We start from the raw sequence: 26,727 nt of genomic DNA, 5'->3' as shown, positions 1-26,727 counted from the left end.
GCCGGATCTTGGCATATCGCGAAGATATAGGTAGGGGCAACCCGCCGTCCAAGGGGAAGCAAGGCATATGATCCGACGCGTGGGAAATTCGCCCCGGCCCGATATCTCGTATCGGTTGCGTCATGGCGTCTACGCGATCCTGCCGCATCGTAAGGGGCTGCTGGTCACACTGCAAGAGGCGCCCAAGATGGAAATGCAGCTGCCCGGTGGTGGAGTGGACCCTGGCGAATCGCCCCTGCGCGCCCTTCACCGCGAAGTCATGGAAGAAACCGGTTGGATTATCGCGGCGCCGCGTCGCCTGGGCGCGTTTCGCAGGTTCGTCTACATGCCGGAATACGATCTGTGGGCGGAAAAGCTGTGTGCGATTTACATCGCCCGGCCCGTTCGCGCCATCCGCGCCCCGACCGAGGCTGGCCACCGCGCCCTGACAGTCAGCGCCGACATTGCCGCCCGGCAGCTGGGGAATGAGGGGGATCGCATGTTTGTCAGCCAGTGGGCAGGATTGGCTTGATCTCCATCAGGATTGCCGAAACATCATCGCTAAAGCTGTCATTTCCGGCAAAATCGGCCAGTTTCCACATCAACGATTCCAGACAGGCCGTCGCATGTGTGCTGCGCAGCTCACCCAGCATCAGCGCAAGCCCCGCATCATCCAGCAGTTTGCCATTCTGATCCGCGCATTCAGTTACCCCGTCCGAATGGATCATCAGCCTGTCTCCGGGGGCAAGATGAACTTCGAATTCCTCAAATTCGGCGCCCGGTATCAACCCCACGGGAAGCCCGCCTCGCCCCACCATTTCCACTGAACCATCAGCGCGCTGAACCGCCGGATAAGGGTGCCCGGCCTGCGCCATGACCACCCTGCCCGTTTGCAAATCCACATCCGCGAGCAAAAGGGTAAAATAATGTTCCGTATCCAGTTCGCTCAGAAAAAGGTCGTTCAGCGCCGCGATCGTCTGACCCGGAGGACGCGGTGCGAAGCTGCCATCAGGTAGCCGCCTGAGCGCGACATTCTGCTCGGGCGCCGCCCCGGACAGATACCCGGCAAGCCGCGCGGTCATCAACGCAGAGCTGATTCCATGCCCCGACACATCGATTCCATATAGACCGATGCGCGTGTCACACACCGAAAACGTTCCGACCAGATCGCCCCCCACATGCCCCGACGAACGAAGCAGCATCGACACCTCGGCCGTGCCGTAATCACGGTGGCGGTCACTGACCAAGGACTGCTGTAGTTTTTTGGCTTCAATCAGATCGTTATCCAGCAGCTCGTAAAGCGCGCGTAGTTCGCCAAGTGTGGTGTTGACCAAACGGTTTTTCGCGTTCAGCTCCCGCTCCATTTGCAGAATTCGCTCGCCCGCAGATATGCGCGCGCGCAACTCGCCGGGATTTACGGGTTTCGTCAAAAAATCATCTGCGCCGGAATCCAAGCCATCGGCGATCTCTGCCTTGTCTGACTTTGACGTCAGCAGAATAAAGTATCCGTAATTTTCACGCGGCATGCGCCGAAACTCTCGGCAAAACTCGATGCCGGACATGCCTGGCATCATCCAGTCGCTTAAAACCAGATCCGGTGGGGTTTCGTGGCAAATCTCCAATGCACGCTCTGCCGAGTCCGCCTCAGTTATCACGAATCCCCACTTTCGCAGGGACGCACCTAGGATCCGCCGTTGCAACCGGCTGTCATCAACGATCAGGACATGCCGAATTGCCTGAGTGTAACCGGTATCGTGCTGTATCGAATCATCTGATGTACTGAAGGCCTGGGACACACTGCTTCTCTGCTGAAATCACGGTTCAGCATTGAACCCAAATAGTTAAGGTGACGTAAAATATTTCGATTTTCATTTTCTGCCCTTAACCGGGTATTAGGACTTTTGCAGCAATCTGGTCTGTAACGCGATGGGGATAGTATGATCGACTGGGCCAGAGTCGCCGAGCTTAGAAATGAAATCGGGGATGAGGACTTCACCGATGTCGTTGAAATTTTTCTGGAGGAGGTTGAGGGTGAAATCAGAAGTTTGAAATCGGATTGCACGCCGACAGATCTGGAATCCAGATTTCACTCTTTAAAGGGAAGTGCATCAAGCTTGGGATTCAAAAGATTCTCTGAGCTTTGTCAGATCGGCGAAGCGGCCGCAGCTATGGGAGAGGAGTCAGAAATAGACATCAATTCGGCAGTTGAAGTTTTCAACCGCTCAAAATCTGAATTTCTGGCTGGTTTAGGAGTACTCTGAGGTTGGATACGAATCGGTCCAGCCCAAGCATTGATGTCTGCGCCCACTAAAAACGTTTGATTTCAAATTAAAAACTCGGCCAGGATATCATCATCCGTAATGTCGCGGTAATCGAACCCGGCAGATTTGAACGCTTCCAAAAGGCGCACAAAGTTATTCTCATTACTCGTTTCAATCCCGATCAAAACCGACCCAAAGTTCCGTGCGGATTTTTTCAGATACTCGAACCGCGCGATATCATCATCAGGCCCCAATAAATTCAGAAAATCCTTCAGCGCCCCCGGCCGTTGCGGCATCCGGAGGATAAAATATTTCTTCACCCCAGAATGCCTCTGAGCGCGTTCCTTGACTTCCGGAAGACGTTCAAAGTCAAAGTTTCCGCCAGATGTGACGCAGACCACCGTCTTGCCCCTGATCCGGTTTCTCATGTCTTTCAATGCGTCAACCGCCAATGCGCCCGCGGGCTCCAGCACGATCCCTTCGATATTGAGCATCTCGATCATCGTTGTGCATAGACGATTTTCGTCAACGCTTATGGCCTGTCCGGGATCGAAATGACGCAGACGTTCAAACGTGCGCACCCCGATCTGGGCGACTGCGGCACCGTCCGCGAATGTGTTCACGTGATCCAGACGGACCGGCGTACCCGCCATCAGGGCAGCATGCAGGCTGGCGCCGCCGGCAGGCTCGACCAAAGTGATCTCGGCGCGATCGCCGACATAGCTGCAAACGCCCGCAGAAAGGCCGCCGCCGCCGACCGGCATCACGATGTGGTCCGGCATTCCGCCCAGGTCGCGTTCGATCTCGACCATGACGGATGCCTGCCCTTCGATGACATCCTCGTCGTCAAACGGCGACAGGAAATGCGCACCAATCCGGGTGCAGTATTCCTGCGCGGCGGCAAGTGTGACGTCAAAATAATCGCCGGTCAGTTCGATGCGTACATTATCGCCGCCAAAGATCCGGGTTTTGCCAATTTTTTGCTGCGGTGTCGTAATCGGCATATAGATCACGCCTTGTACACCGAAATGCCTGCACATGAATGCCACGCCCTGCGCATGATTTCCCGCGCTCGCGCAGACGAATGTCGGTGCCGTCGATGCCGCCGCCAGAACCTTGCGCATGGCGTTGAACGCGCCGCGCAACTTGTACGAACGCACCGGGGTCAGATCCTCGCGTTTAAGCAGGATGTTGGCGTCATACCGCTCGGACAGATGTTCGTTGCGTTGAAGCGGTGTGGCGTCAAAGACGTGGCGCATCGCGGCTTCGGCGGCGCGGGCGTTTTTCTGAAAATCACTCATGGCGATATGCCTGCCCCAACCACCCTGCGGACGCAAGGTATTGCAGGCAACGCGGCACGCGTTTTTGGCTGGACGCACGTAAATATTGGGCAACACGCCGAAACGTCCCCCAAACCATGACGGCGAATGTCAGGTTGCAATCCGCACAAACGCCATGCGCGACAGCGTTACAGTCGCCGCGCGCCTTGCCTGCCCATGCAAAACCCGCTAAGCCCCGGCGCGACCCTGACAAAGGAAAATGATATATGTCCGCGCCCAAGAAAGTCGTGCTGGCCTATTCCGGCGGCCTCGACACCTCGATCATTCTGAAATGGCTGCAAACCGAATATGGCTGCGAGGTGGTAACCTTCACCGCCGATCTCGGCCAAGGTGAGGAGCTGGAACCGGCCCGCGAAAAGGCCATCATGCTCGGGATCGACCCGAAAAACATCTATATCGAGGATGTGCGCGAAGAATTCGTGCGTGATTTCGTCTTTCCCATGTTCCGCGCCAATGCGGTCTACGAGGGCCTTTACCTGCTGGGCAGCTCCATCGCGCGCCCGCTCATTTCCAAACGCCTCGTCGAGATTGCCGAAGAAGTCGGCGCCGATGCCGTCGCCCATGGCGCGACAGGCAAGGGCAACGATCAGGTTCGCTTTGAACTGGCCGCCTACGCGCTGAACCCCGATATCAAGGTGATCGCGCCGTGGCGCGAATGGGATCTGACCAGCCGGACGAAACTGATTGATTTCGCCGAGAAAAACCAGATTCCCATCGCCAAGGACAAGCGCGGCGAAGCCCCGTTTTCAGTCGATGCAAACCTGCTGCACACCTCCTCCGAAGGCAAGGTGCTGGAAGATCCGGCCGAAATGGCGCCCGATTACGTCTATCAGCGCACGGTCAATCCCGAGGATGCACCGAACGAGCCTGAATATATCGAAATCGGGTTCGAACGCGGCGATGCGGTCAGCGTCAATGGCGAGCCGATAAGCCCTGCCACCGTCCTGACCAAGCTGAACGAGCTGGGCGGCAAACACGGCGTCGGCCGGCTTGATCTGGTTGAGGGCCGTTTTGTCGGCATGAAGTCACGCGGCATCTATGAGACGCCCGGCGGCACGATCCTGCTGGAGGCGCATCGCGCGATTGAAAGCATCACGATGGATCGCGGCGCAATGCACCTCAAGGATCAGCTGATGCCGCAATATGCCGAGCTGATTTATAACGGTTTCTGGTTCTCGCCAGAGCGCACGATGCTGCAAGCCGCCATCGACGCCAGCCAGACCCACGTCACCGGCAACGTCCGGATCAAGCTTTACAAGGGCAGCGCGCGCACGGTCGGCCGCTGGTCCGATCACTCGCTGTATTCCGAAGCGCATGTGACGTTCGAGGATGACGCGGGCGCCTATGATCAGAAAGACGCCGCCGGCTTTATCCAGCTGAACGCGCTGCGCCTGAAACTGCTTGCCGCGCGTGACCGCCGCGTTAAAGGCTAAGCAGACACAGAAAGGGCAGAGACACCCTCTGCCCTTTCATCTTCCTGAAAATACTCGATAAACCATAGCCCAGCAGCGCAAACGCTGCCTTATCTGGGCGACCGCTTTGCCAGAATCCGCTGAAGCGTGCGCCGATGCATATTCAGCCGCCGGGCGGTTTCAGACACGTTGCGGTCACACAGCTCATAGACCCTTTGAATATGCTCCCACCGCACCCGGTCGGCGCTCATCGGGTTTTCGGGCGGCGGCGGCAGGTCATCGCCGGTTGCCATCAACGCGTTCACGATATCATTGGCGTCGGCAGGCTTGGACAGATAGTCGGTCGCGCCGATCTTGACTGCGGCCACCGCTGTGGCGATGGCGCCATAGCCGGTCAGAACCACAACCCGGCTTTCGGGGCGGTTGGCGCGGATCACTTCGACCACGTCCAGACCGTTGCCATCCTCCAGACGCAAATCGCAAACAGCATAGGCCGGCGGGCGCGCCGTGGCGCTGGCGCGCCCTTCCTCGACCGACAGGGCGACATCCACGTCGAAGCCGCGTTTTTCCATCGCCTTGGCCAGTCGCCGCACGAATGCTTCGTCATCATCGACCAAAAGCAACGTTTTATCGTCACCCAGATCCAGCTCGGTATCGGCCATTGCGCATATCCAGTTCCTGATTGTCCCTGGGACGGGATTTAGCCCGCCAACATGCGCCGGTCAAACCCGGTCGTCCAGTCCGTCATCCGGCATTTAAGAAGCACTGTACCTGATCGGCCATCTGCTCGCCGCTGATGTCGCGGCGAAAGAACTCGACAAAGCCATGGCCGGGCATGGTCAGATAGGTAAATGTCGAGTGATCCACCAGATAGTAATCCTCTTCTCCGGGGACAGGCTCCTGCGCCTGATAATAGGTGCGGTAGGCTTGGCTCGCTTCGCGGACCTGCTCGGGCGATCCGGTCAGACCCAGCATGCGGGGATGCATGGCATCGGTATAGTCTGCGACGGCTTCGGGCGTGTCGCGCGCCGGGTCGATTGAGATGAACACCGGTTTGACCATCAGACCGCGCTCTTCCAGGATTTCGACCGCCTCGGCATTGCGGGCCACGTCCAGCGGGCACACATCGGGACAGAACGTGTAGCCAAAATAAATCAGCGACGGCATGTCCAGCACCTCGGCGCTCGTCACCGTCTTGCCCGTTTCATCGACCAGCGTGAAATCACCGCCGATATCGCCACCTCCGGCAACTGCGCTGGTGCGACACTCGGCGAAATCACCGCCCGAGCGGCCCATCGTCATCATGTAGATGCCCGCGCCCAAGGCAACGACAGCGGCGGCAATAGCTATGATCAACGTGCGCGACATAATGTGTCCTTCGGCGTTTTCTGACGGGCTCGCAGCCCGGCTTCTGGGCAAGACCGCCCGTATGTGCCACATCTACCAAAAGAAACCGGTCACGCAACGGGGCGATTTACCGCAGATGACGAACAGACCCGCTCAGCCAGACATCGCCGCCATGGGCAGGGGCAGCTGGATCCGCCTGCGGACGTTGATACTGTTGCGCTGGTGGGCCGTTGTCGGGCAGATCACCGCGCTGATCGTCGCCGAACGCGCGCTGCATCTGAATCTGGAAATCGGCCTGTGTTACATGGTGATCGGCGCGTCCATCATCAGCAATCTGGTCGCTTCGCTGGTGTTTCCCGCAAACAAACGCCTGACGGAGACAGAAAACCTGGCCATGGTGCTGTTCGATCTGGTGCAGCTGGGCCTGCTTTTGTACCTGACCGGCGGGCTGAACAATCCGTTTTCCATCCTGATCGTCGGTCCTGTCGTTGTGTCGGCCTCGTCGCTTTCGTCGCGGTCCAGTCTGTTTCTGGGCATGGCGGCGATCGTGATCGTGACGGCTCTGGCCCGGTTTCACCTGCCCTTGATCACCGATGCGGGGACGGTCCTGCGCGTGCCGGTGATTTTCCTGTTTGGCAACTGGGTGGCCATCGTCATCGGCATCGTATTCCTGGGCGTTTATTCGCGCTGGACGGTCAACGAAATCCGCACGATGTCAGGCGCGCTTCAGGCGACGCAAATGGCCCTTGCGCGCGAACAAAAGCTGACCGATCTGGGCGGTGTGGTCGCCGCTGCGGCGCATGAATTGGGCACACCGCTGGCCACGATCAAACTGACCAGTTCCGAGCTGGCCGACGATCTGCCCGAGGGGAGCGATGCGCGCGATGATGCGCTGCTGATCCGCGATCAGGCGGATCGCTGCCGCGATATTCTGCGGTCGATGGGCCGCGCCGGCAAGGACGATCTGCACCTGCGCCGCGCACCCCTGACCGCCGCCATAGAAGAGGCGGCCGAGCCTCACGCCCAGCGCGGCAAAAGCCTGCTGTTCGATCACGGCCCGGCAGGCGGCGCATCGCAGGATCCGCCCATCATTCCGCGCAGCCCCGAAATCATCCACGGCCTGCGCAACCTTATCCAGAATGCGGTGGATTTCGCCGATAGCCGCGTCTGGATCGAATCGCGTTGGTCCGACGCGCAAATCACGCTGCGCATCATGGATGACGGCCCGGGCTATCCGCCCCACCTGCTGGGCCGGATCGGTGATCCCGTAGTGCGCCGGCGGGTGCGCGATGTCATGTCCAACAGACCCGAATACGAGGGGATGGGGCTGGGCCTGTTCATCGCCAAGACTCTGTTGGAAAGGTCGGGCGCGGCCCTCAGCTTTGCCAACGGGTCCGAGTCCTTTCAGGGCGATTCGCTGCGGCGCGAACGCATCGGCGCCGTGGTCGAAGTGGTCTGGCCCCTCGCCGATCTGGCTTATGCTGCGCCAGATGGCACGGGCGGCATTGGCCAAAACACACCGTTTTCGCATTGAATTTGATCGGTTTTCTGGAATTTCTGCCAGATATTTTTGCTGTTTAACGCATCGTTAACTCGCAACGGGCAATGATCAGGCCGTAGGAATTCAAAAGGGACAGACGCATGGCTGTCGTATCCGTGATGTTATGGCTGGGCCTTGCGGCAACGGCCGGGGCAGTTTCATTCGCTGTTTTGTGGGCCATCGGCCGGTGGGCGCCATCGGCCAACGTCGCCTCCGCCAGTCCTGCGTTTGGCGGGGGCGAGGCGGTGTTTTTGTTTCAGGGCGACCACATGTTTGATCACAATGCGGGCGCCCTTCCGGAAGGGTCGGACATTGCGCCATCCTGGGCTGAAATGCGCGTCTGGTTCGCTGATCGCTTCCCGGATCTGCCTGAAACGCTGGGCGATCTGGTCGAAGATCAGCCGCTGTCCGTCAGACCCTCCAAAGACGGCGACAGCGCCGAGCTGCGCCTTTTGCGGACCCAGCATGGGACCCGCATAACGCTCAGCGATCCGCCCCATGCCTGCCCGGCGGAGCGGCATCAGATGATGGCCCAGCGCGGATGCCTTCAGCGTGAAACCGAAATGCTGCAATGCGCCCCCTATCCGATCTGGCGCACAACCCTTCAGGGTGCGGTTCTATGGCAGAATGCTGCTTGCCATGCCGCGTTCGGCATCGGCGCGCATGAGGTGACACTACCGCCACAGGGCGAGAGCCGGACAACGCGATTTTCCGTCCAGCCGAACAGCAAGGCCCGCCCGATCTGGTACGAGGTTCATTCTCAGGCGGATCAGTCCCAGGTGCTTCATCACGCGACCGATGTGACCAAGATCGTGACCGCCGAAAAGATGCAAAAGGATTTCTTGCAAACCCTGACCAAGACGTTTTCTTACCTCACCATCGGGCTGGCGGTGTTTGACCGCAACCGCAAGCTGGCGCTGTTCAATCCCGCGCTGGTAGATCTGACATCGCTGCCGGCGCATTTTCTTAGCGCCCAGCCTGATTTGATGGCGTTCTTTGACAATCTTCGCAACCGCTGCGTGATGCCCGAACCGCGCAGCTATGCCTCGTGGCGCACACAGATCGGCGAAGTTATCGAAAGCGCGCAAGGCGGGCTTTATCAGGAAACGTGGTCATTGCCCAACGACGTCACCTACCGCGTTACCGGCAGGCCGCACCCGGACGGCGCAGTCGCCTTTTTGTTCGAGGATATCACCGCCGAGGTTTTGATGGCCCGGCGCTTCAGGACGCAACTTGACCTGCGGCAATCATCGTTGGACTGCCTGCCAGACGCGGTGCTGGTGATTGGTGCGGACAACGTTCTGGCATTTTGTAACGCTGCGGCCACGCGGCTGCTGGGAATTGACCCCGATACCTGTTTTGCTGACATGACGGTCACCGACCTTGTACGCGCCTGTTCCGCCGCGCTGCCCGCCCCGGCCATCTGGCAAGACGTCGAAGCCAGCCTCAAGGCCCGCGATCACAGTGACGGCGCGTGCAAGACGATTGCGGCGATGAACGGTCGCAACCACCAGTGCCGGCTGGAGCCTTTGCCGGGCGGCGCATGCATGATGACGCTCAGGGCGGATACATCCGTGCCGCAAGCAGCGCCTCTTGCGGCCATCGCCGGCTGAACCCTGTTGCAGGCACCGGCACCTTGTGTAGTGTTTGGCCATGCACACACCGCACACCCGCACGCTTGCCTTGGCCAGCCCCGAACAGACCTGCGCCGCCGCTCAAACGCTCGCGCCTTTTCTGGTTGCCGGCGATGTGGTCCTGCTGACTGGGGATATCGGCGCCGGGAAGACACATTTCGCCCGGTGCATGATTCAGAGCCTTCTGGCAATCCCCGAGGATGTGCCCTCGCCCACCTTTACGTTGGTGCAAACATATCCGGGCCGCGAGGCGGAAATCTGGCATGCTGATCTTTATCGGCTGACCGATACGAACGAAGTGTTCGAACTGGGGCTCATCGACGCGTTCGAAAGCGCGATCTGCCTGATCGAATGGCCCGACCGGTTGGGAGATCTGGCACCGCAAAGCGCGCTTCACATAACCCTGTCACCAGCGGTCGAACCGGATGCCCGGATGATGACCCTCGAATGGCAAAACCCGGTTTGGACCCGGCGCATTGCGGCTGCTTTGGAGAGGTGAATTTCAAAATCCCGGACGCTGCGGCACCGGCAGCGCCGAACGCAGATATCATTCATGGTGGCCGCGACAGACATTGCCGAATTGATACGGCACCTTGCCGGATGCTCCATCGCGCTGACGCGACTTGCGACCACGGGGCGCCACGCCTAAGACCGTCATAACTCCAAGCGCCACCAAGTTTCTATTGAGGACAGCTGACCCGATGCACTCTGCACCCAACGCGATAATGCTGTTTGCGGCCGGTTTTGGCACCAGAATGGGCGACCTGACCGCCGATCGCCCAAAACCCTTGATTTCTGTGGCCGGACGAACATTACTGGACCACGCGCTGGATATTGCCGCCGACGCCGGTCACGCGCGCATCGTGGTTAACGCGCATTATAAATCTGACCAGATCGCCGCGCATCTGGCAGGCCGTGATATTGCCATCGCGTATGAAACGCCGGACATCCTGGACACCGGCGGCGGATTGCGCGCGGCGCTGCCACTACTGGGCGCAGAGACGGTTTACACGATGAATACCGATGCTGTCTGGCGCGGGCCCAATCCACTTCGCCTTCTCAGCGCGGCATGGCAGCCTGATGCCATGGACGCGCTTTTGCTGTGCGTGCCGCCGTCGCGCGCCATCGGACATTCGGGCGAGGGTGATTTCCTGATGACCGAGGCCGGCGTTCTGTCACGTGGCGCCGGGCTGGTCTATTCCGGTGTCCAGATCATCAAGGCCAGCACGCTCGCCGATATGCCCGATGGGGCGTTTTCGCTTAACAAGGTCTGGGATAAATTGCTGGCAACGGGCCGTTTGCATGGCTGCACCTATCCGGGCGCGTGGTGCGATGTCGGGCATCCCGCCGGCATCACCCTTGCCGAGCAGATGCTGAATGCACCCGATGTTTGAGCCTGCATCCCAAGCGCGCGTTTTCGGCCTTCCGCCCGGCGTTGATTTTCCCGCCGCTCTGGTCGAGGGCATGATGAACCGCCTGGCAGGCACCCCGCCAGAGGCGTTGGGCCGCGTTCATCTGATCGTCAACACCAGGCGCATGGCGCGCCGCATTCATGCGCTGCTGAGCGATGGCGGCGCCCGGCTGCTGCCCCGGATTTCGCTGGTCACGGATCTGGGTCACAGCTGGCGCATGGCCGATATAGACCAGCCCGCGCCGCCATTGCGGCGGCGGCTGGAACTGATCCAGCTGATCTCATCCCTGCTGGACCAGCAGCCGGGGCTGGCCCCGCGCACTGCGCTGTACGATCTGGCCGACAGCCTCGCCAAGCTGATGGACGAAATGGAGGGCGAGGGCGTATCCCCCGACGTCATCGACCAGCTCGATATCAGCGACCAGTCGGGCCATTGGGAACGCATCCGCGCCTTTTTGAACATCGTGCGTCACTTTACCGAAGGCCGCGGCGCTGCCGGGTCCGAAGCGCGCCAGCGCCAGGTGGTTCAGCGGACAATCGACGGCTGGCAGGCGGCTCCGCCGCAGCATCCGGTGCTGCTGGCCGGGTCCACCGGATCGCGTGGCACGACGCATCTGCTGATGCAGGCGGTCGCCCGGCTGCCGCAGGGCGCGGTCATTCTGCCGGGCTATGATTTTGACATGCCGACCCGTGTCTGGGGCGCGTTGAATGACCCAATGCTTAGCGAAGACCACCCGCAATACCGGTTTCACGCCCTGCGCGCCGCATTGGATCTGGCCGAAATAGACCGCTGGTCAGATGCGCGCCCGCCCAGTCCCGAGCGCGCGCGTCTCGTATCGCTTGCCCTCCGCCCGGCCCCAATTACCGATCAGTGGCTGGAAGAAGGCCCGAAATTGAGCGGCATTGCCGGCGCCATGCACGGCGTGACCCTGCTGGAGGCGCCATCCCAACGGATCGAGGCGCAGTGCATCGCCATGCGCCTGCGCGCGGCGGCCGAACAGGGTCAGACCGCCGCGCTGATCACGCCCGATCGCGGCCTGACGCGCCGCGTCGCCGCCGCGCTGGACCGGTGGGGAATCATCCCCGACGATAGCGCCGGCGTACCGCTGCACCTGTCACCGCCGGGCCGGTTCCTGCGCCATGTGGCCGAGTTGTCACTGGCGCCGCTCACCGCCGAATCGCTGCTGACGCTGCTGAAACACCCGCTGACCCATACCGGCGGCGCACGCGGCACGCATCTGCGCCTGACGCATGAGTTGGAGCTGCATCTGCGCCGCAACGGGCCGCCCTATCCGTGCCGCGATGACATCACGGCGTGGGCCGCCAAGCTGAGCGAGCCGATGGCTGGCCCATGGGCCGAGTGGATTGCAACGTATATCGCGGCGCAGGCATCCCCCCATGCGCAGCCGCTTGCCGCGCGCGCGGACGCGCATCTGGCAACGGCAGAGGCTATCGCACTGGGCTGCGTCGGCGACAGAACCAGCCAGTTGTGGCAGAAGGACGCCGGCAAGAAAGCGCGCGATATTTGCGATATGCTGATCGCCGAGGCGCCGCATAGCAGCGATATGATCGCGCCGGATTACACCACGCTTTTCACCGCGATCCTTCAGCGCGAAGAGGTGCGCAGCGCAACCACGCCCCATTCCGGCATCCTGATCTGGGGCACGCTGGAGGCGCGCGTTCATGGCGCCGATATGCTGATCCTTGCCGGCCTGAACGAGGGTAGCTGGCCGGAATCGCAGCCGCCCGACCCTTGGCTGAACCGGGCGCTGCGGCATCAGGCGGGGCTGCTTTTGCCCGAGCGGCGCATTGGCCTTGCCGCGCATGATTTTCAGCAGGCGGTCCTGTCCGGTGAGGTCTGGATCACCCGCAGCATCCGCTCCGATGACAGCGAAACCGTTGTGTCGCGCTGGCTGAACCGTTTGCAAAACCTGCTGGCCGGTTTGCCCGGTCAGGGCGGCACGGCGGCGCTGGACGACATGCGCGCGCGGGGCCGGATCTGGCTGGACAAGGCCGCCATGCTGGAGGCCGTCACCCCCGTCCCGCCCGCACCGCGCCCCGCCCCCTGCCCACCGGCCGAAGCGAGACCAAACCGCCTGTCAGTGACTGAAATCAAGCGTCTGATCCGCGACCCATACGCCATTTACGCCAAACATGTTTTGCGCCTGCGCCCGCTCAATCCGCTGATGCAGGCGCCCGATGCCCTGCTGCGCGGCATCGTCCTGCATGAAGTTCTGGAACGCTTCATAAAGGAAAGCACCCATGATCCCAGCCGCCTGACACGCGAGGCGCTGATGGATCTGGCGCAGGAGGTGCTGACGCGCAAGGTGCCATGGGCCGAAGCGCGCGCGCTGTGGCTGGCCCGGCTGGAGCGTGTCGCCGATTGGTTCATCGACACCGAAATCGCGCGCCGCGATCTGGCAACGCCCACCGCGTTCGAGGCGCGCGGCATGGCGGTGATGGCCGATCTGGGCTTTACCCTCGTGGCCGAGGCGGACCGGATCGACATCGACGCCGATGGGCGGCTGCATCTGTACGACTACAAGACCGGAACGCCGCCCTCCAAAAAAGAGCAGGCGATTTTCGACAAGCAGCTTCTGCTGGAGGCGGCGATTGCCCAGCGTGCCGGCTTTGGCGATCTGGCGCCCTGCGATGTGGCGCGCGCGGTCTATATCGGCCTGGGCAGCAGCCCGTCCCAGGTGCCTGCCCCGCTGGACGAGGAACCCGCCGAAAAAGTGTGGCAGGGTCTGCATGATCTGATCTCGGCCTATCGCGATCTCAGGCAAGGCTACACCGCCCGCCGTGCGATCAAGCGCAAGGATGAGGTGGGCGATTACGATCAGCTGTCCCGCTTTGGCGAATGGGACATCACCGATGATCCGACACCGCAGGAGTTGCCATGATGCAGCGCGATGATGCCACACTGCGCCAGATGGCGGCGGCGCGCCCGGATGTGTCGACATGGCTCAGCGCCAATGCCGGCTCGGGCAAGACGCGGGTTTTGACAGACCGCGTGGCACGCTTGCTACTGAACGGGGTCGACCCGCAGCATATCCTGTGCCTGACCTATACCAAGGCCGCGGCCAGCGAGATGCAGAACCGCCTGTTCCTGCGCCTTGGCGCCTGGGCGATGCTGGAAAAGGACGCGCTGACCGCTGCGCTGTCCGAACTGGGCGTCACGGGCCCGCTCGGCGATACTGCCCTGCGCGATGCCCGGCGCCTGTTTGCACGCGCGATCGAGGCACCCGGCGGGCTGAAAATCCAGACGATCCATTCCTTCTGCGCCTCCCTTCTGCGCCGTTTCCCGCTGGAGGCCGGCGTCAGCCCGCAATTCGTTGAGATGGAGGATCGCACGGCCAAACTGCTGCGCGCCGAGATTGTCGAGCAGATCGCGGCCGGCCCCGACGCGGCCAAACTCTATGCGCTGGCGCGCCACCATACGGGCGAAACGCTGGATGAATTGACCGCCGAGATCGCCGGCAAGGCGCCGCTGTTCGACGAAACCTGGACCGAGGCCGGCCTGGCCAAGGCGCTGGGACTGCGCCCCGATGCATCGCGCCAAAGTGTCGAGGCCGACGTGTTTCACGGACACGAAACCCAGCTATTGACCAGATTGGTCGCTGCTTTGACAGCTGGCAGCAAAACAGACGTGGCAGCGGCGGCCAAACTAAAGCGCATCAATGCGCTGGATTTCGGTGCGCTGCCTATCCTCGAAGACGTATTTCTGACCAAATCCGGCAAGGCGCCTTTCACCGTCTCCACCCGCTTTCCGACCAAGGGGACGCGGACCGCACTGGGCGATACGATGGATCTGATCGACGCGTGGATGCATCGCGTCGAGGCGGCGCGCCCCGAACGTATCGCGCTGGAGGCGCTCCATTTCAGCATCGCCCTGCACGATTTCGCCCAAGTGTTCCTGCCCGCCTATGCGCGCGCCAAACAGCTGCGCGGCTGGCTGGATTTCGATGATCTGATCCTGCGCGCGCGGGCGCTGCTGACCCGGTCGGACGTGGCCGCTTGGGTGCTGTTCCGGCTGGATGGCGGCATTGACCATATTCTGGTGGACGAGGCGCAGGATACCAGCCCGGTGCAATGGCAGGTGATCGACCGGCTGGCGCAGGAATTTACCAGCGGTCTGGGCGCGCGGCAGGATGTGCAGCGCACGATATTTGTCGTGGGGGACAAGAAGCAGTCGATCTATTCGTTTCAGGGCGCCGATCCGCGCGAATTTGACCGTATGCAGCGCGACTTTGCCGAGCGGTTGGACGCGGCCGGCACGCCGTTGCAAACCCAGCGGTTGGAACATTCCTTCCGCTCCTCCAGCGCCATACTTGACGCTGTTGACGCCACGTTCGAGGGCCGCGACGCGTCAGGGTTTTCCCCGGAACAGAGCCACATTTCCTTCTGGCCCGCCCTGCCTGGCCGCGTCGATCTGTGGCCGATCAAACCCGCGCCGGACGCGCCGGATGATCCGCCCTGGCATGCGCCTGTGGACGTGCGCGCCGAAAGCGATCCTGACGTGGTGCTGGCGGGGCAGATCGCAGACTCCATCGCCCGGATGATCGCCGATGCACAGCCCATACCGGATGGCAAGGACATGCGCGCCATCCGCGCCGGCGATTTCCTGATCCTGGTTCAGCGCCGCGCCGCGCTGTTTCACGAGATCATCCGCGCCTGCAAGGCCCGCAACCTGCCCATCGCGGGGGCGGATCGCCTCAAGGTCGCGGGAGAATTGGCAGTCAAGGATCTGGCCGCGATCCTGTCCTTTCTTGCCACGCCCGAGGATGATCTTTCGCTTGCCGTTGCGCTTCGCTCGCCTGTTCTGGGCTGGGATGAGGCGCAGCTTTATGGCCTGGCTCAGGGCCGCCGCCAGAAATACCTGTGGGAAGCACTGCGCGAACGGGCCGCGGAATTCCCCGAAACCATGCAGATCCTCAACGATCTGCGCGATCAGTCCGAATATCTGCGCCCTTACGACCTGATCGAGCGTATCCTGACGCGCCACGATGGCCGCCGGAAAATGCTGGCAAGGCTGGGGTCCGAGGCCGAGGACGGCATTGACGCTTTGCTATCACAGGCACTGGATTATGAACGCCGCGCGGTGGACAGCCTGACCGGCTTTCTGGTCTGGCTGGAGACCGACGATATGGAGATCAAGCGCCAGATGGACAGTGCCGGCGACCGGATCCGCGTGATGACGGTCCACGGCTCCAAGGGGCTGGAGGCGCCCATCGTGATCCTGCCGGAGGCCGGCAAGCGGAAGATCAACATCCGGGATCAGATCCTTAAAACCGGCGGCGCACCGCTTTGGCGTATGCGCGCTGCCGCGATGCCGGACGCGCAAACCGCCATCATTGACGCAATGAAAGACGCGCAGGAGGCGGAGCGTGACCGCTTGCTCTACGTCGCCATGACGCGCGCCGAAAAATGGCTGATCGTGGCTGCGGCCAAGGATCCCGGCGATGGCGGCGACAGCTGGATGGAGAAAATCAGCAACGGCCTGACGCGGCTGGGCGCGGTGCCGCACCGCTTCGACGGCGGCGATGGCCTGCGGCTTGAGCGCGGCGACTGGTCAGCCAAGGCGGTTATATCCACGCCGATAACAGAGCCTGAAACACCCGTGTTAGAGCCGTTTTTTCACGCCCTCGCCCCACCACCCCCGGAGGAGTTGCAAACGCGCAGCCCCTCCGATCTGGGCGGCGCCAAGGCGCTGCCCGGCGACCCCGGACAGGACGAAGACGCGGCCAAGCTGCGCGGCCGGCAGATCCACGCCCTGCTGGAGTTTCTGCCCACCCTGCCCCAGCCGGACTGGCCGGAGGCGGCAGACGCGATCCTCAGCCAAGGCCCGGATGCCGCAACCCCCGATCAGATTGTCGCCCTGCACTCCGAAGCAGCACGCATTCTGCAAAATGACGCGCTGGCGCCGCTTTGGGGCGCGGATGCCCTGCCAGAGGTCGGCATTACCGGCGATATCCCCGGTCTTGGCCGCCTTCAGGGTGTGATCGACCGCCTGATTATCCAAGACGACAGGGTCCTGATTGTCGATTTCAAAACCAACATCCTCATTCCGGGCAGCGCCGCCGCCTGTCCCGAAGGACTGCTGCGGCAAATGGGCGCTTATGCCGCCATGACCGCCGAAATCTATCCAAACCACCGGATAGAAACGGCGATTCTGTGGACCGGCACCGCCGAACTGATGATCCTGCCCCATGATCAGGTGATGGCCGCCCTGCGCCGCGCCGGCGCAACTTGACCTTGCCAGCATCGCTACTTAGGTATCCTCAGAACCCAAAACGCAGGAGAGCATCATGGCCACCGTAGCCGTCACAGACGAGACTTTCGACGCCGAAGTGAAAAATTCCGACATCCCCGTAGTGGTCGATTTCTGGGCCGAATGGTGCGGCCCCTGCAAGCAGATCGGCCCCGCACTGGAAGAACTGTCCGAAGAAATGAAGGGCAAGGTCAAGGTCGTCAAGGTCGACGTCGACAGCAACCCGAACTCGGCCGTTGCCATGGGCGTGCGCGGCATCCCGGCGCTGTTCATCTTCAAGGATGGCGAAGTGGTGTCCAACCGCTCGGGCGCGGCGCCCAAGGCCGCACTGCAAAGCTGGATCGAAGACGCGATCTGATTTCCGCCGCTTCGCGATAGTCAAAGGGCGCCGCACGTGGCGCCCTTTTTGCATGCCGCGCCGCAAAACTTGCAGTCTGGCGGCGCGGCTTCCATATAGTTCCAAAGACACGAAGGAGCGACCCCATGGCAAGCGACCAATTCCCCGGCTGGCACGGCACCACCATCATCGGCGTGCGCAAGGACGGCGAGGTGGTGATTGCGGGCGACGGTCAGGTCAGCCTGGGCCAGACCGTGATCAAGGGCACCGCCCGCAAGGTGCGCCGCCTCAGCCCCGGCGGCTTTGACGTGGTGGCAGGGTTTGCCGGGTCCACCGCCGATGCCTTCACCTTGCTGGAACGGCTGGAGAGCAAGCTGGAGGCCACCCCCGGACAGCTCCAGCGCGCCAGCGTCGAACTGGCCAAGGACTGGCGCACCGACAAATACCTGCAAAAGCTGGAGGCGATGCTGATCGTCACCGACGGCGCCGAGCTATACGTGATCACCGGCGCAGGCGACGTGCTGGAGCCCGAGCATGACGTGACCGCCATCGGATCGGGCGGCAACTACGCCTTGGCCGCCGCCCGCGGCATGATGGACAGCGTTCGCGATGCCGAACAGATCGCGCGCGATGCGATGGCGATCGCCGCCGATATCTGCGTCTATACCAACGGCAATCTGACGATTGAAAAGATCGCCAAGTAAGCCGCCGAAAGGACCCCCATGACCGATCTTACCCCCCGCGAAATCGTCAGCGAACTGGACCGCTTCATCATCGGCCAGCAGGATGCCAAACGCGCCGTTGCCGTCGCCCTGCGCAGTCGCTGGCGCCGCCGCCAGCTGCCCGATGACCTGCGCGACGAGGTGTATCCGAAGAACATCCTGATGATCGGCCCCACCGGCGTCGGCAAGACCGAAATCAGCCGCCGCCTGGCAAAACTCGCCCGCGCCCCCTTCATCAAGGTCGAGGCGACGAAATTCACCGAAGTCGGCTATGTCGGCCGCGACGTGGAGCAGATTATCCGCGATCTGGTGGACAGCGCCATCACCATGATCCGCGAGCAAATGCGCGAGGATGTCGCCGCCGCCGCCCGCACCGCCGCCGAGGAACGCGTGATCACCGCCATCGCCGGCGAGGATGCCCGCGACGGCACCCGCGGCCTGTTCCGCAAAAAGCTGAAAGCGGGAGAGCTGGACGATACCGTGATCGAGCTGGACGTTGCCGATACGTCCAGCCCCATGGGCATGATGGACATCCCCGGCCAGCCCGGCGGCGGCCAGATGGGGATGATGAACCTTGGCGACATTTTCGGCAAGGCGTTCGGCGGGCGTACCGTGAAACGCAAGATGACCGTCGCCGACAGCTATGACATCCTGATCGGGGAAGAGGCCGACAAGCTGCTGGATGACGAAACCGTCAACCGCGCGGCACTGGAGGCGGTCGAGCAGAACGGCATCGTGTTCCTGGACGAGATCGACAAGGTCTGCGCGCGCAGCGACGCGCGCGGCGGCGATGTCAGCCGCGAGGGCGTGCAACGCGATCTGCTGCCGCTGATCGAGGGCACGAATGTCAGCACCAAATACGGCACGGTCAAGACCGACCATATCCTGTTCATCGCATCTGGCGCGTTCCACATTGCCAAACCATCCGATCTGCTGCCCGAATTGCAGGGCCGCCTGCCCATCCGCGTCGAATTGCGCGCCCTGACCGAAGATGATTTCGTGCGCATCCTGACAGAGACGGATAACGCGCTCACGCGCCAATACACGGCCCTGATGAACACCGAAGACGTTACCGTCACCTTCACCGACGATGGCATCAAAGCGCTCGCGCATATCGCCGCCGAGGTAAACGCATCGGTCGAAAACATCGGCGCCCGCCGCCTTTATACCGTCATGGAACGCGTGTTCGAAGAGCTGAGCTTCAACGCCCCCGACCGGATGGGTGAAGAAATCACCGTAGATCAGCAGTTCGTCGACAAAAATCTGGGCGAGCTTGCGAAATCCACCGATCTCAGCCGCTACGTCCTTTGATCATACAGGCGACTTGGGTTTTTTCTTGGTAAAAATACCCAAATCCAACATCACGACACACGGCGTCCCAAATTATCTGGGGCGCCGCAAATAGACGTAATAGGCGCCGCCGCCGCCGTGACGGTTATGCGCGTTCGTGACCTGCATCACCAGCCCCGACAGCGGCGGAATGCTCAGCCAATGGGGCACGTTATGGCGCAAAACGCCTTGGCGCACCGGCATGGGGCCGCCATCGTCACTGCGCCGTCCCTTGCCGGTAATCACCAGAACCAGACGTTTGCCCTGACTGTGCGCGCGGAAAATGAACCCCGAAAGCGCACCATGCGCGCGATCTACGGTCATGCCGTGCAGATCAATGCGCGCCTCGGGTGCCAGCTTGCCCTTTTTCAACTTGCCATAGGCCTTGCGGTCCATGGTGACGGGCAGGGCGCGCATCCGGTCGGTCAGGCCCGGCAGGACATCATGCGCGGGCCGGCCCTGCGTCGCTTTTTGTCCCAGCGAGAAGGGCTTGACCGGCGGCGCGGGCGTCTTCTGCGCGGGTTTGGCAGGACGTTCGATGGTTTGAGCGGGCGTTTTGGGGCGCGGCTGAACAGGGTCCAGCGGCGTCGCCGTCTGTGCCACCTGCTTCCACAGGTCCAACTCTTCGGGGCGCAGGCGACGGCGGCTCATCACATCGCATCCGGCGCCATCGCATAGGCGCGCTGGATCGGCATCAGAACCAGCATACGGCCCGCATCGCGCAGGGTTCCGGCGGCGCGCCCGGCGGCATCGCCTGTGCCCATGAACAAATCGGCGCGCTGCGCACCCTTGATCGCCGATCCTGTATCTTGCGCCACCATCAGCCGGTGCACCGGTTCGGCGCCGGCCTTCTCGATCCAGACAGGCGCGCCCAATGGGATGAACGCCGGATCGACAGCAATCGAGCGGCCCGTCGTGATCGAACGATTCATTGCCCCGCGCGGGCCATGGTTGGGGTCCAGATCGTCGATCTGGCGAAAAAACACGTATGAGTCGTTGTGCATCAACAGTTCGGCGCCCGCGTCAGGATTGCGCCGGACCCAATTCTTGATTACTTGCGCCGAAACCTGATGCAGGTTGTACGTGCCGCGCCGCACCAGCTCGGCCCCGATGGAGCTGTATTCATGACCGTTCTTGCCACCATATCCCACGCGTATCGTCCGGCCATTTGTCAGGCGGATGCGTCCAGACCCTTGGATTTGCAGAAAGAACAGCTCTACCGGGTCATCGACCCACGCAATCTCCAGTCCCCGGTCCTTCATGACGGGGCCAGTTTCAATTTCCCGCCGCGTCAGCCATGGGGATTGCGCGCGCGCCTCGGGCGGCTGGCGATATAGCGGGTACTTAAACCGGCTATCGGGGCGCAGCGCGCCGTTCAGCTCCGGCTCGAAATAGCCCGTGAACAGCGCCGGCTTGCCATCGCTGATCAGAACCGGGCGAAAAAACAGCTCGAAAAATTCGCGCGCGCCCGGCTTTTGCTGCGCCAGCGCGCAAAGCGGGCGCCAATCAAAGCCTTTCATATCCTGACACGTCTGCGCAAAGACGTTCAACGCGCTGGCGTGATCGTCATCCTGCCACCCGTCCAGATCGGCAAAGCTGAGAATATCATAGTTGATATCCGACGCGGCTGCGCTGCCAGCCCATGGCAGCGCCAGCATCAAGGCGGCGAGTGCCGCCCTGATCATTCGCCCGTGGCGACGAGCCGCCAGTTGGGATCGTCGGCGCCCATGACACGCTCGAACGTCCATGTATCCTTCTGGCGTTGTGCCTTGCCCGGCTCGCCCTCCAGAATCTCGCCATCGCCGCTGCGCACGACCGATACCAGCTCGCTCACGAAGCGGACGGTGATTTCGGCCGTGTTGCTGGCCTCGTCAAATGCCGCCGATGTCAGCGTCATGTCGCGGATACCGATAAAGTCGGATTCGATGGTCAGGCCTTTTTCCTCGCGGATGGCGATGACCTCGGCAAAGGAGTTATAGACGTCTTCGGACAGGAAGGGGCGCATATCGTCAATCTCGCCGCGCTCGAACGCCATCAGGATCATCTCATACGCGCCGCGGGCGCCGCCCAGAAAATCTGTCACGCCAAAGGAGGGTTCGGCGCGTTTCATCCGGGCCAGGGCGGCGGCGGTATCGCTGCCCTCGGGGACGTGGTCAATGATGTCGTGATCCGGGCCACCCTCGATCACTTCGAGGTTGTGCGCGCGCGGTTTTTGCGGCGCTTGCACCTCGCGCGTCGGCTCGTGCCCGTCGCGGGTGCCAAGGACGCTTCTGAGCCGCAGGATCAGGAAAACAGCGATGCCGGCGAGCACCAGAAGCTGCAAAACGGGCGAGTTCATTAGGACCTCATTCAGGCAATGCGTTGAAAACCGAGTGTTGTTGATCATATGTAGGCGTGACCACGTGCCAAGTCCACCTTGGCGCGCCGCAAAACAAAGGATGCACCCGCTCATGTGGCTATTGATAGCGTTCATACTGGTTCCGCTGATTGAAATCGGCCTGTTCATTCAGGTTGGCGGGGTCATCGGGCTGTGGCCGACACTGCTGATCGTGCTGCTGACCGCGGTTTTGGGCACGTGGCTGGTCCGGGCGCAGGGGGCCTTGGCCATGAGCCAGCTTCGCGGATCATTCTCGCAGCAGACAGACCCGACCGAGCCATTGGCCCATGGCGCGATGATCCTGATTGCGGGCGTTTTGCTGCTGACGCCGGGGTTTTTCACCGACGCGCTGGGATTTGCGCTGCTGACGCCGCCGTTTCGGCGCGCGGCCTTTGCCTATCTGCGCAAAAGGGTTAACGTCCAGAGCTTCAGCACCACACCGCAAGGCGCGCCGCGCACGCGCGGCCCCACCACGATCGAGGGTGATTACCACGAAATCCCCCCCGAGGATACGCCGCGCGGCCCATCCGGCTGGACCAGGGATTGAGGCAGCACCGCCGACCTGCTAATTCTGGCGCATATTTCGTCTAACCAAATTTCGTCCAACAAGGAGATCCCAATGGCCGAGCAGGAAAATGGCGCCGAGGGCGCGCAGAACGATCAGCCCCAGCAGCAACCGCAAGTAAAGATGAACACCCTGACGCAGTTCGTGCGCGATCTGTCGTTTGAGAACATTCTGGCCCAGCGTGGCACCGGCGGCGAAGTTCAACCCGACATCACCGTCAACGTGCATCTGGAGCCGAAAAAGCGCAGCACCGAAAACCAGTACGAGGTGATCGCCAAGCTCAAGATCAACTCGAAAAACAAAGGCACCGATGAGGATCTGTTCGTGTTGGAGCTGGAATATGCCGGCGTGTTCCACATCGAAGGCGTGCCAGAGGACCAACTGCATCCGTTCCTGATGATCGAATGCCCGCGCATGATGTTCCCGTTCTTCCGCCGGATCGTATCGGACGTGACCCGCGATGGGGGCTTCCCGCCGCTGAACCTGGAAAATATTGATTTCGTGTCGATCTACCGTCAGGAAATCGCGCGCATCCAAGCCCAGAAGGGCCAGCGCGCCGACGCCTGAACGCATACTGCCAAGGCATTTCAGGCCGCCCGGCGCGGCCTGAAACTTCTCTATCCCAGCGTTGACCACAGCGGCGCATCGCCAAGCGTTTTGATGAATGCGTCATGCGCCTCGGCCTCGGCGGCCGTCAGGCGGGCGGGCAGGGGGCGCTGGCGCGGCGCAGGGCGCCAATCGGATTGCGTGCCTGATCCCTTGCTTCGGCTTTGATCCGTGGACATGACCAGATTCGGCTGACGCCCGCCGATCAGCTCCAGATACACTTCGGCCAGAATTTCCGAATCCAGCAGGGCGCCGTGCAACGTGCGCGCGCCATTATCAATATTGAACCGCCGGCACAGCGCATCCAGCGACGCGGGCGAGCCGGGAAATTTCTTGCGCGCGATGGCCAGCGTGTCGATCGCCTGTTCCCACGGCAACTGCGGCAGGTTTTGCCAGCGCAGTTCGGCGTTGAGGAATTTCATATCAAACGCAGCGTTGTGAATGACCAGCTTGGCGTCACCGATAAAGCTGAGGAATGCCTGCGCGACGTCGGCAAACAGCGGCTTGTCCCGCAGAAAATCATCGCCCAGCCCATGCACCTTGAACGCATCCTCGGGCATGGCGCGCTGCGGGTTGATATACTGGTGATATGTGCGCCCCGTCGGCATGTGATTGAGCAATTCAACCGCGCCGATTTCGACGATGCGGTCACCCTGCTCAGGCTCGAACCCAGTGGTTTCAGTGTCTAATACGATCTCACGCATGGGCCCGGCCCTTCCTGATGTCATCGACGATACCCTGCACCTGCATACGGGCATTTTCAAGCGTGTCAGTGGTGACAACCCATGTCGCGCGGCGGCGTTTTTCTGCATCGGGCATCTGCTTGGCCAGGATCGCCTCGAACTGTGCCGCGCTCATCGTGCCGCGCTCCATCACGCGGGCGCGCTGAACGTCCGGCGGGGCCGTGACGCACACCGTCGCATCCATCATCGCGTCAAATCCGCCCTCGAACAGCAGCGGGATGTCCAGAACCGCGATATCAGCCTCTGTTTCGGACAAAAACGCTTGTCTGTCGGACGCAACCAGCGGGTGAACAATGCCCTCGATCCGGGCCAGCGCGGTGTCGTCGGCGGCCAAGATCGCCTTGAGCCGGGCGCGCGATACGCCGCCATCCTCGATCGCGTCTGGAAAAACCGCCCGCATGGGCGCCACGGCCGCGCCGCCCGGCGCATATAGACGGTGCACCGCCGCATCCGCATCCCACAGCGCGCAGCCCAGATCGGCAAACATGCGCGCCGTCGTCGATTTTCCCATGCCAATCGACCCTGTAAGGCCCAATAGATACGTCATTGCAATGCGGCAGCCCGCGTCGCGGCGTCCACTTCGGGCCGCTGGCCGAACCACCGCTCGAACCCCGGAACCGCCTGATGCAGCAGCATCCCGAGGCCATCAACGGTGTGGCAGCCCATCTGCTCGGCAACGTCCAGCAGTTTGGTGCGCAGCGGCGCGTAAACAATATCGGTGACAACCGCACCTTTTTGCAATCCGTCCAGCGGCACGCGCAAAGGCTGCTGGCCGGTCATGCCCAGCGACGTGGTGTTCACCACCGTTGCGCAATGCTCCAGCATGTTGCCGGCCTGCACCCAGTCGAACACGCGCACGCGCTTGCCAAATTCCTGCGCCAGCGCATCGGCACGCACGCGGGAGCGGTTCGACAAAAGCAGTTCAGGCACGCCCGCATCCAGCAGCGCGGCAATCACCGCGCGCGATGCGCCGCCGGCACCCAGCACAGCGGCGGGCCCGGCGGCAGCATTCCAGCCACATTCGGCACCCTCCAGATTTTTGATAAATCCGTAGCCGTCTGTATTATCTGCGTGAATCTTGCCATCTTCGCGGAAAATCAGCGTGTTGGCGGCCCCGATCAACGTCGCGCGATCGGTGACAACATCGGCTAGATCCAGCACCTTTTCCTTGTGCGGAATGGTGATATTGACGCCGACAAAGCCCGCGGCGGGCAGCACACGCAGCACGTCGGCCAGATTATCGGCGCTGACATCCATAGGAACGTAATGACCGGGCAACCCCATGGTTTTCAGCCAGTGGCTGTGAATTTTCGGTGACTTTGAATGGGCAACGGGCGATCCGATCACGCCGGCCAAGGGTATTTTTTGCTCTGTCATGTGTCCAGCACTCCTCGCGTCATCAGAAAGCCAAGCAATTCAAGCAGGGGCAAGCCCAAAACGTGGAAGTAATCCCCGTCGATCCGCCCGAACAACCGCACGCCTTCCTCTTCCAGTTTGTAGGCGCCGACCGTATGGCGGATACTGTCCCAGTTGCGCGCAACATAATCGGCCAGATAGGCGTCCGATACCGGGCGCATCTGCATTTCAACAACGCCAATGTGCCGCCACACGGGCGCGCCGCCCTCACATATTACCGCCGCTGAGATCAGGCGATGCGACTGGCCGCGCATCTGCGCCAGCTGCGCGATGGCCTGCTCTGCCGTCGCAGGTTTGGACAGAACCGCGCCGTCCAGCTCCAGCACCTGATCGCAGCCGATGACCAGCGCATCGGGATGACGGTCGCTTATCTTGCGCGCTTTCATTTCGGCCAGGGCATCGGCGATATCGCGTGGTTTTGCACTTTCCGACGCAAGCGCCGCCTTGGCCGCATCCTCGTCAACGCGGGGGGCGTGCGTTTCAAACGCAACGCCCGCGTTGCGCAGCAGCGTTGCGCGGATTTCAGAGCTGGAGGCAAGAAGGATGCGGACAGTCATGTGGACAACTCATGGGCAAGTGGTGGTGAATGCCCCCGTCTTATCCACATTTCAGCGGCGGCGCCACTTTGACGGGGATAATGGCCCCGTCCCAGCGCCGTTCAACCCGGCTGTCCCATAGTGGATTGTACGGAATCCCACGCTGTAGGAATCGGTAGAAATGGCAGTTATACACAGGCCGGGATGCGGCAGCATTATATTTCAGATTTCTAGATATTATTTTGATATCAGCATCTTGTGAGATTGATAATCGTCACAGATAAATCAAGTCAACACCTTTATCCCCGCCTGGCTTCCCTGTGGACCAACCTGTGTGCAGGTGAATAATCCACAGCGAACAACGCCCCTACCTAATCATCTTCTTTCTCTATATCTCTATTTATTATTAAGAAGAAAAAGTCGCCGGAGGCGTCTCATGCTCTCAATCTTGTCTGATTTCTATCTTTGGACGAAATCGCTTCATATCATCTCCGTGATCGCGTGGATGGCGGGGCTGTTCTATCTGCCCAGACTGTACGTGTATCACGTCGAGGCCGCGCAGAAGGGCGATAGCCGGGATGAGATCTTTCAGGTGATGGAACGGCGGCTGCTGCGCGCTATCATGAACCCGGCGATGATCTCGACCTGGGTGTTCGGTCTGGCGCTGGTCATGACGCCCGGAGTGGTTGATTGGTCGTCCGTCTGGCCATGGACCAAGGCGGCAAGCGTGCTGGCGATGACATGGTTTCATCAATGGCTGGCAATGCGCCGCAAGGAACTGGTTGCCGGCACATGCACCGTGCCCGGCCGCAGGTTCCGCATGATGAACGAGGTGCCGACGCTGCTGCTGATCGTCATCGTCTTTTCGGTGGTTCTGAAATTCTAGGCCGGATTGACTCAG

At 61.6% G+C, this 26,727-nt stretch carries 25 protein-coding genes and 1 pseudogene; 15 read left to right on the top strand and 11 right to left on the bottom strand.

What is annotated here, in order from left to right; all coding sequences use genetic code 11:
- The first annotated feature begins 67 nt into the window (after positions 1-67).
- On the top strand, positions 68-511 hold the full coding sequence (locus DQ230_RS06115) for an NUDIX domain-containing protein (RefSeq protein ID WP_113911694.1): 444 nt from the start codon (positions 68-70) through the stop codon (positions 509-511).
- Here the strand turns inward: DQ230_RS06115 and DQ230_RS06110 are convergent.
- The gene (locus DQ230_RS06110; RefSeq protein ID WP_113911798.1) at positions 486-1,712 is read right to left on the bottom strand and encodes a PP2C family protein-serine/threonine phosphatase; all 1,227 of its coding nucleotides are present in this window, start codon (positions 1,710-1,712) and stop codon (positions 486-488) included. The two genes, DQ230_RS06115 and DQ230_RS06110, sit on opposite strands and share 26 nt — an antisense overlap.
- Before the next feature lie 204 nt (positions 1,713-1,916).
- On the opposite strand from DQ230_RS06110, the gene DQ230_RS06105 reads away from it, so the two are divergent.
- Positions 1,917-2,240, top strand: a complete 324-nt coding sequence (locus tag DQ230_RS06105; RefSeq protein WP_113911693.1) for an Hpt domain-containing protein — start codon at positions 1,917-1,919, stop codon at positions 2,238-2,240.
- A gap of 62 nt (positions 2,241-2,302) precedes the next feature.
- Here DQ230_RS06105 and ilvA read toward each other — a convergent pair whose 3' ends face one another.
- Positions 2,303-3,541, bottom strand: a complete 1,239-nt coding sequence (ilvA, locus tag DQ230_RS06100) for a threonine ammonia-lyase IlvA (RefSeq protein WP_113911692.1) — start codon at positions 3,539-3,541, stop codon at positions 2,303-2,305.
- A gap of 245 nt (positions 3,542-3,786) precedes the next feature.
- On the opposite strand from ilvA, the gene DQ230_RS06095 reads away from it, so the two are divergent.
- Complete coding sequence (locus DQ230_RS06095) at positions 3,787-5,013, top strand: argininosuccinate synthase (RefSeq protein ID WP_113911691.1); 1,227 nt, start codon at positions 3,787-3,789, stop codon at positions 5,011-5,013.
- Positions 5,014-5,102: 89 nt separating this feature from the next.
- On the opposite strand, the gene DQ230_RS06090 is transcribed toward DQ230_RS06095, so the two are convergent.
- Positions 5,103-5,654: an ActR/PrrA/RegA family redox response regulator transcription factor gene (locus DQ230_RS06090; protein WP_113911690.1), complete on the bottom strand. Its 552-nt coding sequence runs from the start codon at positions 5,652-5,654 to the stop codon at positions 5,103-5,105.
- 82 nt (positions 5,655-5,736) lie between these two features.
- Positions 5,737-6,360, bottom strand: a complete 624-nt coding sequence (locus DQ230_RS06085; RefSeq protein ID WP_113911689.1) for an SCO family protein — start codon at positions 6,358-6,360, stop codon at positions 5,737-5,739.
- A 115-nt stretch (positions 6,361-6,475) separates the two neighbouring features.
- On the opposite strand from DQ230_RS06085, the gene regB reads away from it, so the two are divergent.
- The 9 genes and pseudogenes from regB to hslU all read left to right on the top strand — a co-directional run bounded on the left by regB (position 6,476) and on the right by hslU (position 19,565).
- Complete coding sequence (regB, locus tag DQ230_RS06080; protein ID WP_113911797.1) at positions 6,476-7,873, top strand: sensor histidine kinase RegB; 1,398 nt, start codon at positions 6,476-6,478, stop codon at positions 7,871-7,873.
- A 107-nt stretch (positions 7,874-7,980) separates the two neighbouring features.
- Positions 7,981-9,492, top strand: a complete 1,512-nt coding sequence (locus tag DQ230_RS06075; protein ID WP_113911688.1) for a PAS-domain containing protein — start codon at positions 7,981-7,983, stop codon at positions 9,490-9,492.
- A gap of 40 nt (positions 9,493-9,532) precedes the next feature.
- Entirely contained in the window at positions 9,533-10,012 is a 480-nt protein-coding gene (gene tsaE / locus DQ230_RS06070) for a tRNA (adenosine(37)-N6)-threonylcarbamoyltransferase complex ATPase subunit type 1 TsaE (protein WP_113911687.1), read from the top strand.
- Between the two features lie 202 nt (positions 10,013-10,214).
- Positions 10,215-10,907, top strand: coding sequence for a nucleotidyltransferase family protein (locus tag DQ230_RS06065; protein WP_113911686.1), 693 nt, complete (start codon positions 10,215-10,217; stop codon positions 10,905-10,907).
- Complete coding sequence (gene addB, locus DQ230_RS06060) at positions 10,900-13,827, top strand: double-strand break repair protein AddB (RefSeq protein WP_113911685.1); 2,928 nt, start codon at positions 10,900-10,902, stop codon at positions 13,825-13,827. The genes DQ230_RS06065 and addB overlap by 8 nt, the downstream gene beginning before the upstream one ends.
- Positions 13,824-17,177 carry a double-strand break repair helicase AddA gene (gene addA, locus DQ230_RS06055; RefSeq protein WP_113911684.1) on the top strand — a complete coding sequence of 1,118 codons (3,354 nt, stop codon included), beginning with the start codon at positions 13,824-13,826 and terminating at the stop codon, positions 17,175-17,177. The genes addB and addA overlap by 4 nt, the downstream gene beginning before the upstream one ends.
- Before the next feature lie 49 nt (positions 17,178-17,226).
- Positions 17,227-17,553 (top strand): annotated as a pseudogene (trxA, locus tag DQ230_RS06050) (thioredoxin); the annotation flags it as partial.
- Between the two features lie 125 nt (positions 17,554-17,678).
- Positions 17,679-18,236, top strand: a complete 558-nt coding sequence (gene hslV, locus DQ230_RS06045) for an ATP-dependent protease subunit HslV (protein WP_113911682.1) — start codon at positions 17,679-17,681, stop codon at positions 18,234-18,236.
- An 18-nt stretch (positions 18,237-18,254) separates the two neighbouring features.
- Positions 18,255-19,565 carry an ATP-dependent protease ATPase subunit HslU gene (gene hslU / locus DQ230_RS06040; protein ID WP_113911681.1) on the top strand — a complete coding sequence of 437 codons (1,311 nt, stop codon included), beginning with the start codon at positions 18,255-18,257 and terminating at the stop codon, positions 19,563-19,565.
- Positions 19,566-19,637: 72 nt separating this feature from the next.
- On the opposite strand, the gene DQ230_RS06035 is transcribed toward hslU, so the two are convergent.
- The 3 genes from DQ230_RS06035 to DQ230_RS06025 are packed head-to-tail and all read right to left on the bottom strand — an operon-like array spanning position 19,638 to position 21,921.
- A complete protein-coding gene (locus tag DQ230_RS06035; RefSeq protein ID WP_113911680.1) occupies positions 19,638-20,234 on the bottom strand; it encodes a Smr/MutS family protein in 597 nt (198 codons plus the stop codon).
- Complete coding sequence (gene mltA / locus DQ230_RS06030) at positions 20,234-21,268, bottom strand: murein transglycosylase A (RefSeq protein WP_113911679.1); 1,035 nt, start codon at positions 21,266-21,268, stop codon at positions 20,234-20,236. The genes DQ230_RS06035 and mltA overlap by 1 nt, the downstream gene beginning before the upstream one ends.
- Positions 21,265-21,921 (bottom strand): Tim44/TimA family putative adaptor protein, encoded by a 657-nt coding sequence (locus tag DQ230_RS06025; protein ID WP_113911678.1) that lies wholly within the window; start codon positions 21,919-21,921, stop codon positions 21,265-21,267. Before DQ230_RS06025 ends, mltA begins: the two co-directional genes overlap by 4 nt.
- A 112-nt stretch (positions 21,922-22,033) precedes the next feature.
- Between DQ230_RS06025 and DQ230_RS06020 the strand changes: the two genes are divergently transcribed.
- Both DQ230_RS06020 and secB read left to right on the top strand, forming a co-directional pair.
- Entirely contained in the window at positions 22,034-22,507 is a 474-nt protein-coding gene (locus DQ230_RS06020) for an FxsA family protein (protein ID WP_113911677.1), read from the top strand.
- 72 nt (positions 22,508-22,579) lie between these two features.
- Positions 22,580-23,092, top strand: a complete 513-nt coding sequence (secB, locus tag DQ230_RS06015) for a protein-export chaperone SecB (protein WP_113911676.1) — start codon at positions 22,580-22,582, stop codon at positions 23,090-23,092.
- Positions 23,093-23,142: 50 nt separating this feature from the next.
- On the opposite strand, the gene dnaQ is transcribed toward secB, so the two are convergent.
- The 4 genes from dnaQ to DQ230_RS05995 are packed head-to-tail and all read right to left on the bottom strand — an operon-like array spanning position 23,143 to position 25,847.
- Positions 23,143-23,835, bottom strand: coding sequence for a DNA polymerase III subunit epsilon (gene dnaQ / locus DQ230_RS06010; protein WP_113911675.1), 693 nt, complete (start codon positions 23,833-23,835; stop codon positions 23,143-23,145).
- Positions 23,828-24,421 carry a dephospho-CoA kinase gene (gene coaE / locus DQ230_RS06005; protein ID WP_113911674.1) on the bottom strand — a complete coding sequence of 198 codons (594 nt, stop codon included), beginning with the start codon at positions 24,419-24,421 and terminating at the stop codon, positions 23,828-23,830. The genes dnaQ and coaE overlap by 8 nt, the downstream gene beginning before the upstream one ends.
- A complete protein-coding gene (locus DQ230_RS06000) occupies positions 24,418-25,251 on the bottom strand; it encodes a shikimate dehydrogenase (RefSeq protein WP_113911673.1) in 834 nt (277 codons plus the stop codon). The genes coaE and DQ230_RS06000 overlap by 4 nt, the downstream gene beginning before the upstream one ends.
- Complete coding sequence (locus tag DQ230_RS05995; RefSeq protein ID WP_113911672.1) at positions 25,248-25,847, bottom strand: Maf family protein; 600 nt, start codon at positions 25,845-25,847, stop codon at positions 25,248-25,250. Before DQ230_RS05995 ends, DQ230_RS06000 begins: the two co-directional genes overlap by 4 nt.
- A 415-nt stretch (positions 25,848-26,262) precedes the next feature.
- Between DQ230_RS05995 and hemJ the strand changes: the two genes are divergently transcribed.
- Complete coding sequence (gene hemJ, locus DQ230_RS05990; RefSeq protein ID WP_113911671.1) at positions 26,263-26,712, top strand: protoporphyrinogen oxidase HemJ; 450 nt, start codon at positions 26,263-26,265, stop codon at positions 26,710-26,712.
- The last annotated feature ends 15 nt before the right edge of the window (positions 26,713-26,727 follow it).

Source organism: Roseovarius dicentrarchi, from assembly GCF_003316635.1.
GTDB lineage: Bacteria > Pseudomonadota > Alphaproteobacteria > Rhodobacterales > Rhodobacteraceae > Roseovarius > Roseovarius dicentrarchi.
The sequence above is the reverse complement of the archived record's forward strand: the minus strand, read 5'-3'. Positions and strand labels throughout refer to the sequence as shown.

Excerpts from the sequence above, each read along its gene's own strand:
- ilvA (WP_113911692.1), bottom strand. The coding sequence starts at position 3,541 with ATGAGTGATTTTCAGAAAAACGCCCGCGCCGCCGAAGCCGCGATGCGC.
- DQ230_RS06090 (WP_113911690.1), bottom strand. The coding sequence starts at position 5,654 with ATGGCCGATACCGAGCTGGATCTGGGTGACGATAAAACGTTGCTTTTG.
- dnaQ (WP_113911675.1), bottom strand. The coding sequence starts at position 23,835 with ATGCGTGAGATCGTATTAGACACTGAAACCACTGGGTTCGAGCCTGAG.
- addB (WP_113911685.1), top strand. The coding sequence starts at position 10,900 with ATGTTTGAGCCTGCATCCCAAGCGCGCGTTTTCGGCCTTCCGCCCGGC.
- DQ230_RS06075 (WP_113911688.1), top strand. The coding sequence starts at position 7,981 with ATGGCTGTCGTATCCGTGATGTTATGGCTGGGCCTTGCGGCAACGGCC.
- mltA (WP_113911679.1), bottom strand. The coding sequence starts at position 21,268 with ATGATCAGGGCGGCACTCGCCGCCTTGATGCTGGCGCTGCCATGGGCT.
- DQ230_RS05995 (WP_113911672.1), bottom strand. The coding sequence starts at position 25,847 with ATGACTGTCCGCATCCTTCTTGCCTCCAGCTCTGAAATCCGCGCAACG.
- DQ230_RS06065 (WP_113911686.1), top strand. The coding sequence starts at position 10,215 with ATGCACTCTGCACCCAACGCGATAATGCTGTTTGCGGCCGGTTTTGGC.
- DQ230_RS06085 (WP_113911689.1), bottom strand. The coding sequence starts at position 6,360 with ATGTCGCGCACGTTGATCATAGCTATTGCCGCCGCTGTCGTTGCCTTG.
- DQ230_RS06020 (WP_113911677.1), top strand. The coding sequence starts at position 22,034 with ATGTGGCTATTGATAGCGTTCATACTGGTTCCGCTGATTGAAATCGGC.
- DQ230_RS06025 (WP_113911678.1), bottom strand. The coding sequence starts at position 21,921 with ATGAACTCGCCCGTTTTGCAGCTTCTGGTGCTCGCCGGCATCGCTGTT.
- secB (WP_113911676.1), top strand. The coding sequence starts at position 22,580 with ATGGCCGAGCAGGAAAATGGCGCCGAGGGCGCGCAGAACGATCAGCCC.
- DQ230_RS06105 (WP_113911693.1), top strand. The coding sequence starts at position 1,917 with ATGATCGACTGGGCCAGAGTCGCCGAGCTTAGAAATGAAATCGGGGAT.
- DQ230_RS06000 (WP_113911673.1), bottom strand. The coding sequence starts at position 25,251 with ATGACAGAGCAAAAAATACCCTTGGCCGGCGTGATCGGATCGCCCGTT.
- DQ230_RS06095 (WP_113911691.1), top strand. The coding sequence starts at position 3,787 with ATGTCCGCGCCCAAGAAAGTCGTGCTGGCCTATTCCGGCGGCCTCGAC.
- hemJ (WP_113911671.1), top strand. The coding sequence starts at position 26,263 with ATGCTCTCAATCTTGTCTGATTTCTATCTTTGGACGAAATCGCTTCAT.
- tsaE (WP_113911687.1), top strand. The coding sequence starts at position 9,533 with ATGCACACACCGCACACCCGCACGCTTGCCTTGGCCAGCCCCGAACAG.
- coaE (WP_113911674.1), bottom strand. The coding sequence starts at position 24,421 with ATGACGTATCTATTGGGCCTTACAGGGTCGATTGGCATGGGAAAATCG.
- DQ230_RS06115 (WP_113911694.1), top strand. The coding sequence starts at position 68 with ATGATCCGACGCGTGGGAAATTCGCCCCGGCCCGATATCTCGTATCGG.
- regB (WP_113911797.1), top strand. The coding sequence starts at position 6,476 with ATGACGAACAGACCCGCTCAGCCAGACATCGCCGCCATGGGCAGGGGC.
- hslU (WP_113911681.1), top strand. The coding sequence starts at position 18,255 with ATGACCGATCTTACCCCCCGCGAAATCGTCAGCGAACTGGACCGCTTC.
- DQ230_RS06035 (WP_113911680.1), bottom strand. The coding sequence starts at position 20,234 with ATGAGCCGCCGTCGCCTGCGCCCCGAAGAGTTGGACCTGTGGAAGCAG.
- hslV (WP_113911682.1), top strand. The coding sequence starts at position 17,679 with ATGGCAAGCGACCAATTCCCCGGCTGGCACGGCACCACCATCATCGGC.
- addA (WP_113911684.1), top strand. The coding sequence starts at position 13,824 with ATGATGCAGCGCGATGATGCCACACTGCGCCAGATGGCGGCGGCGCGC.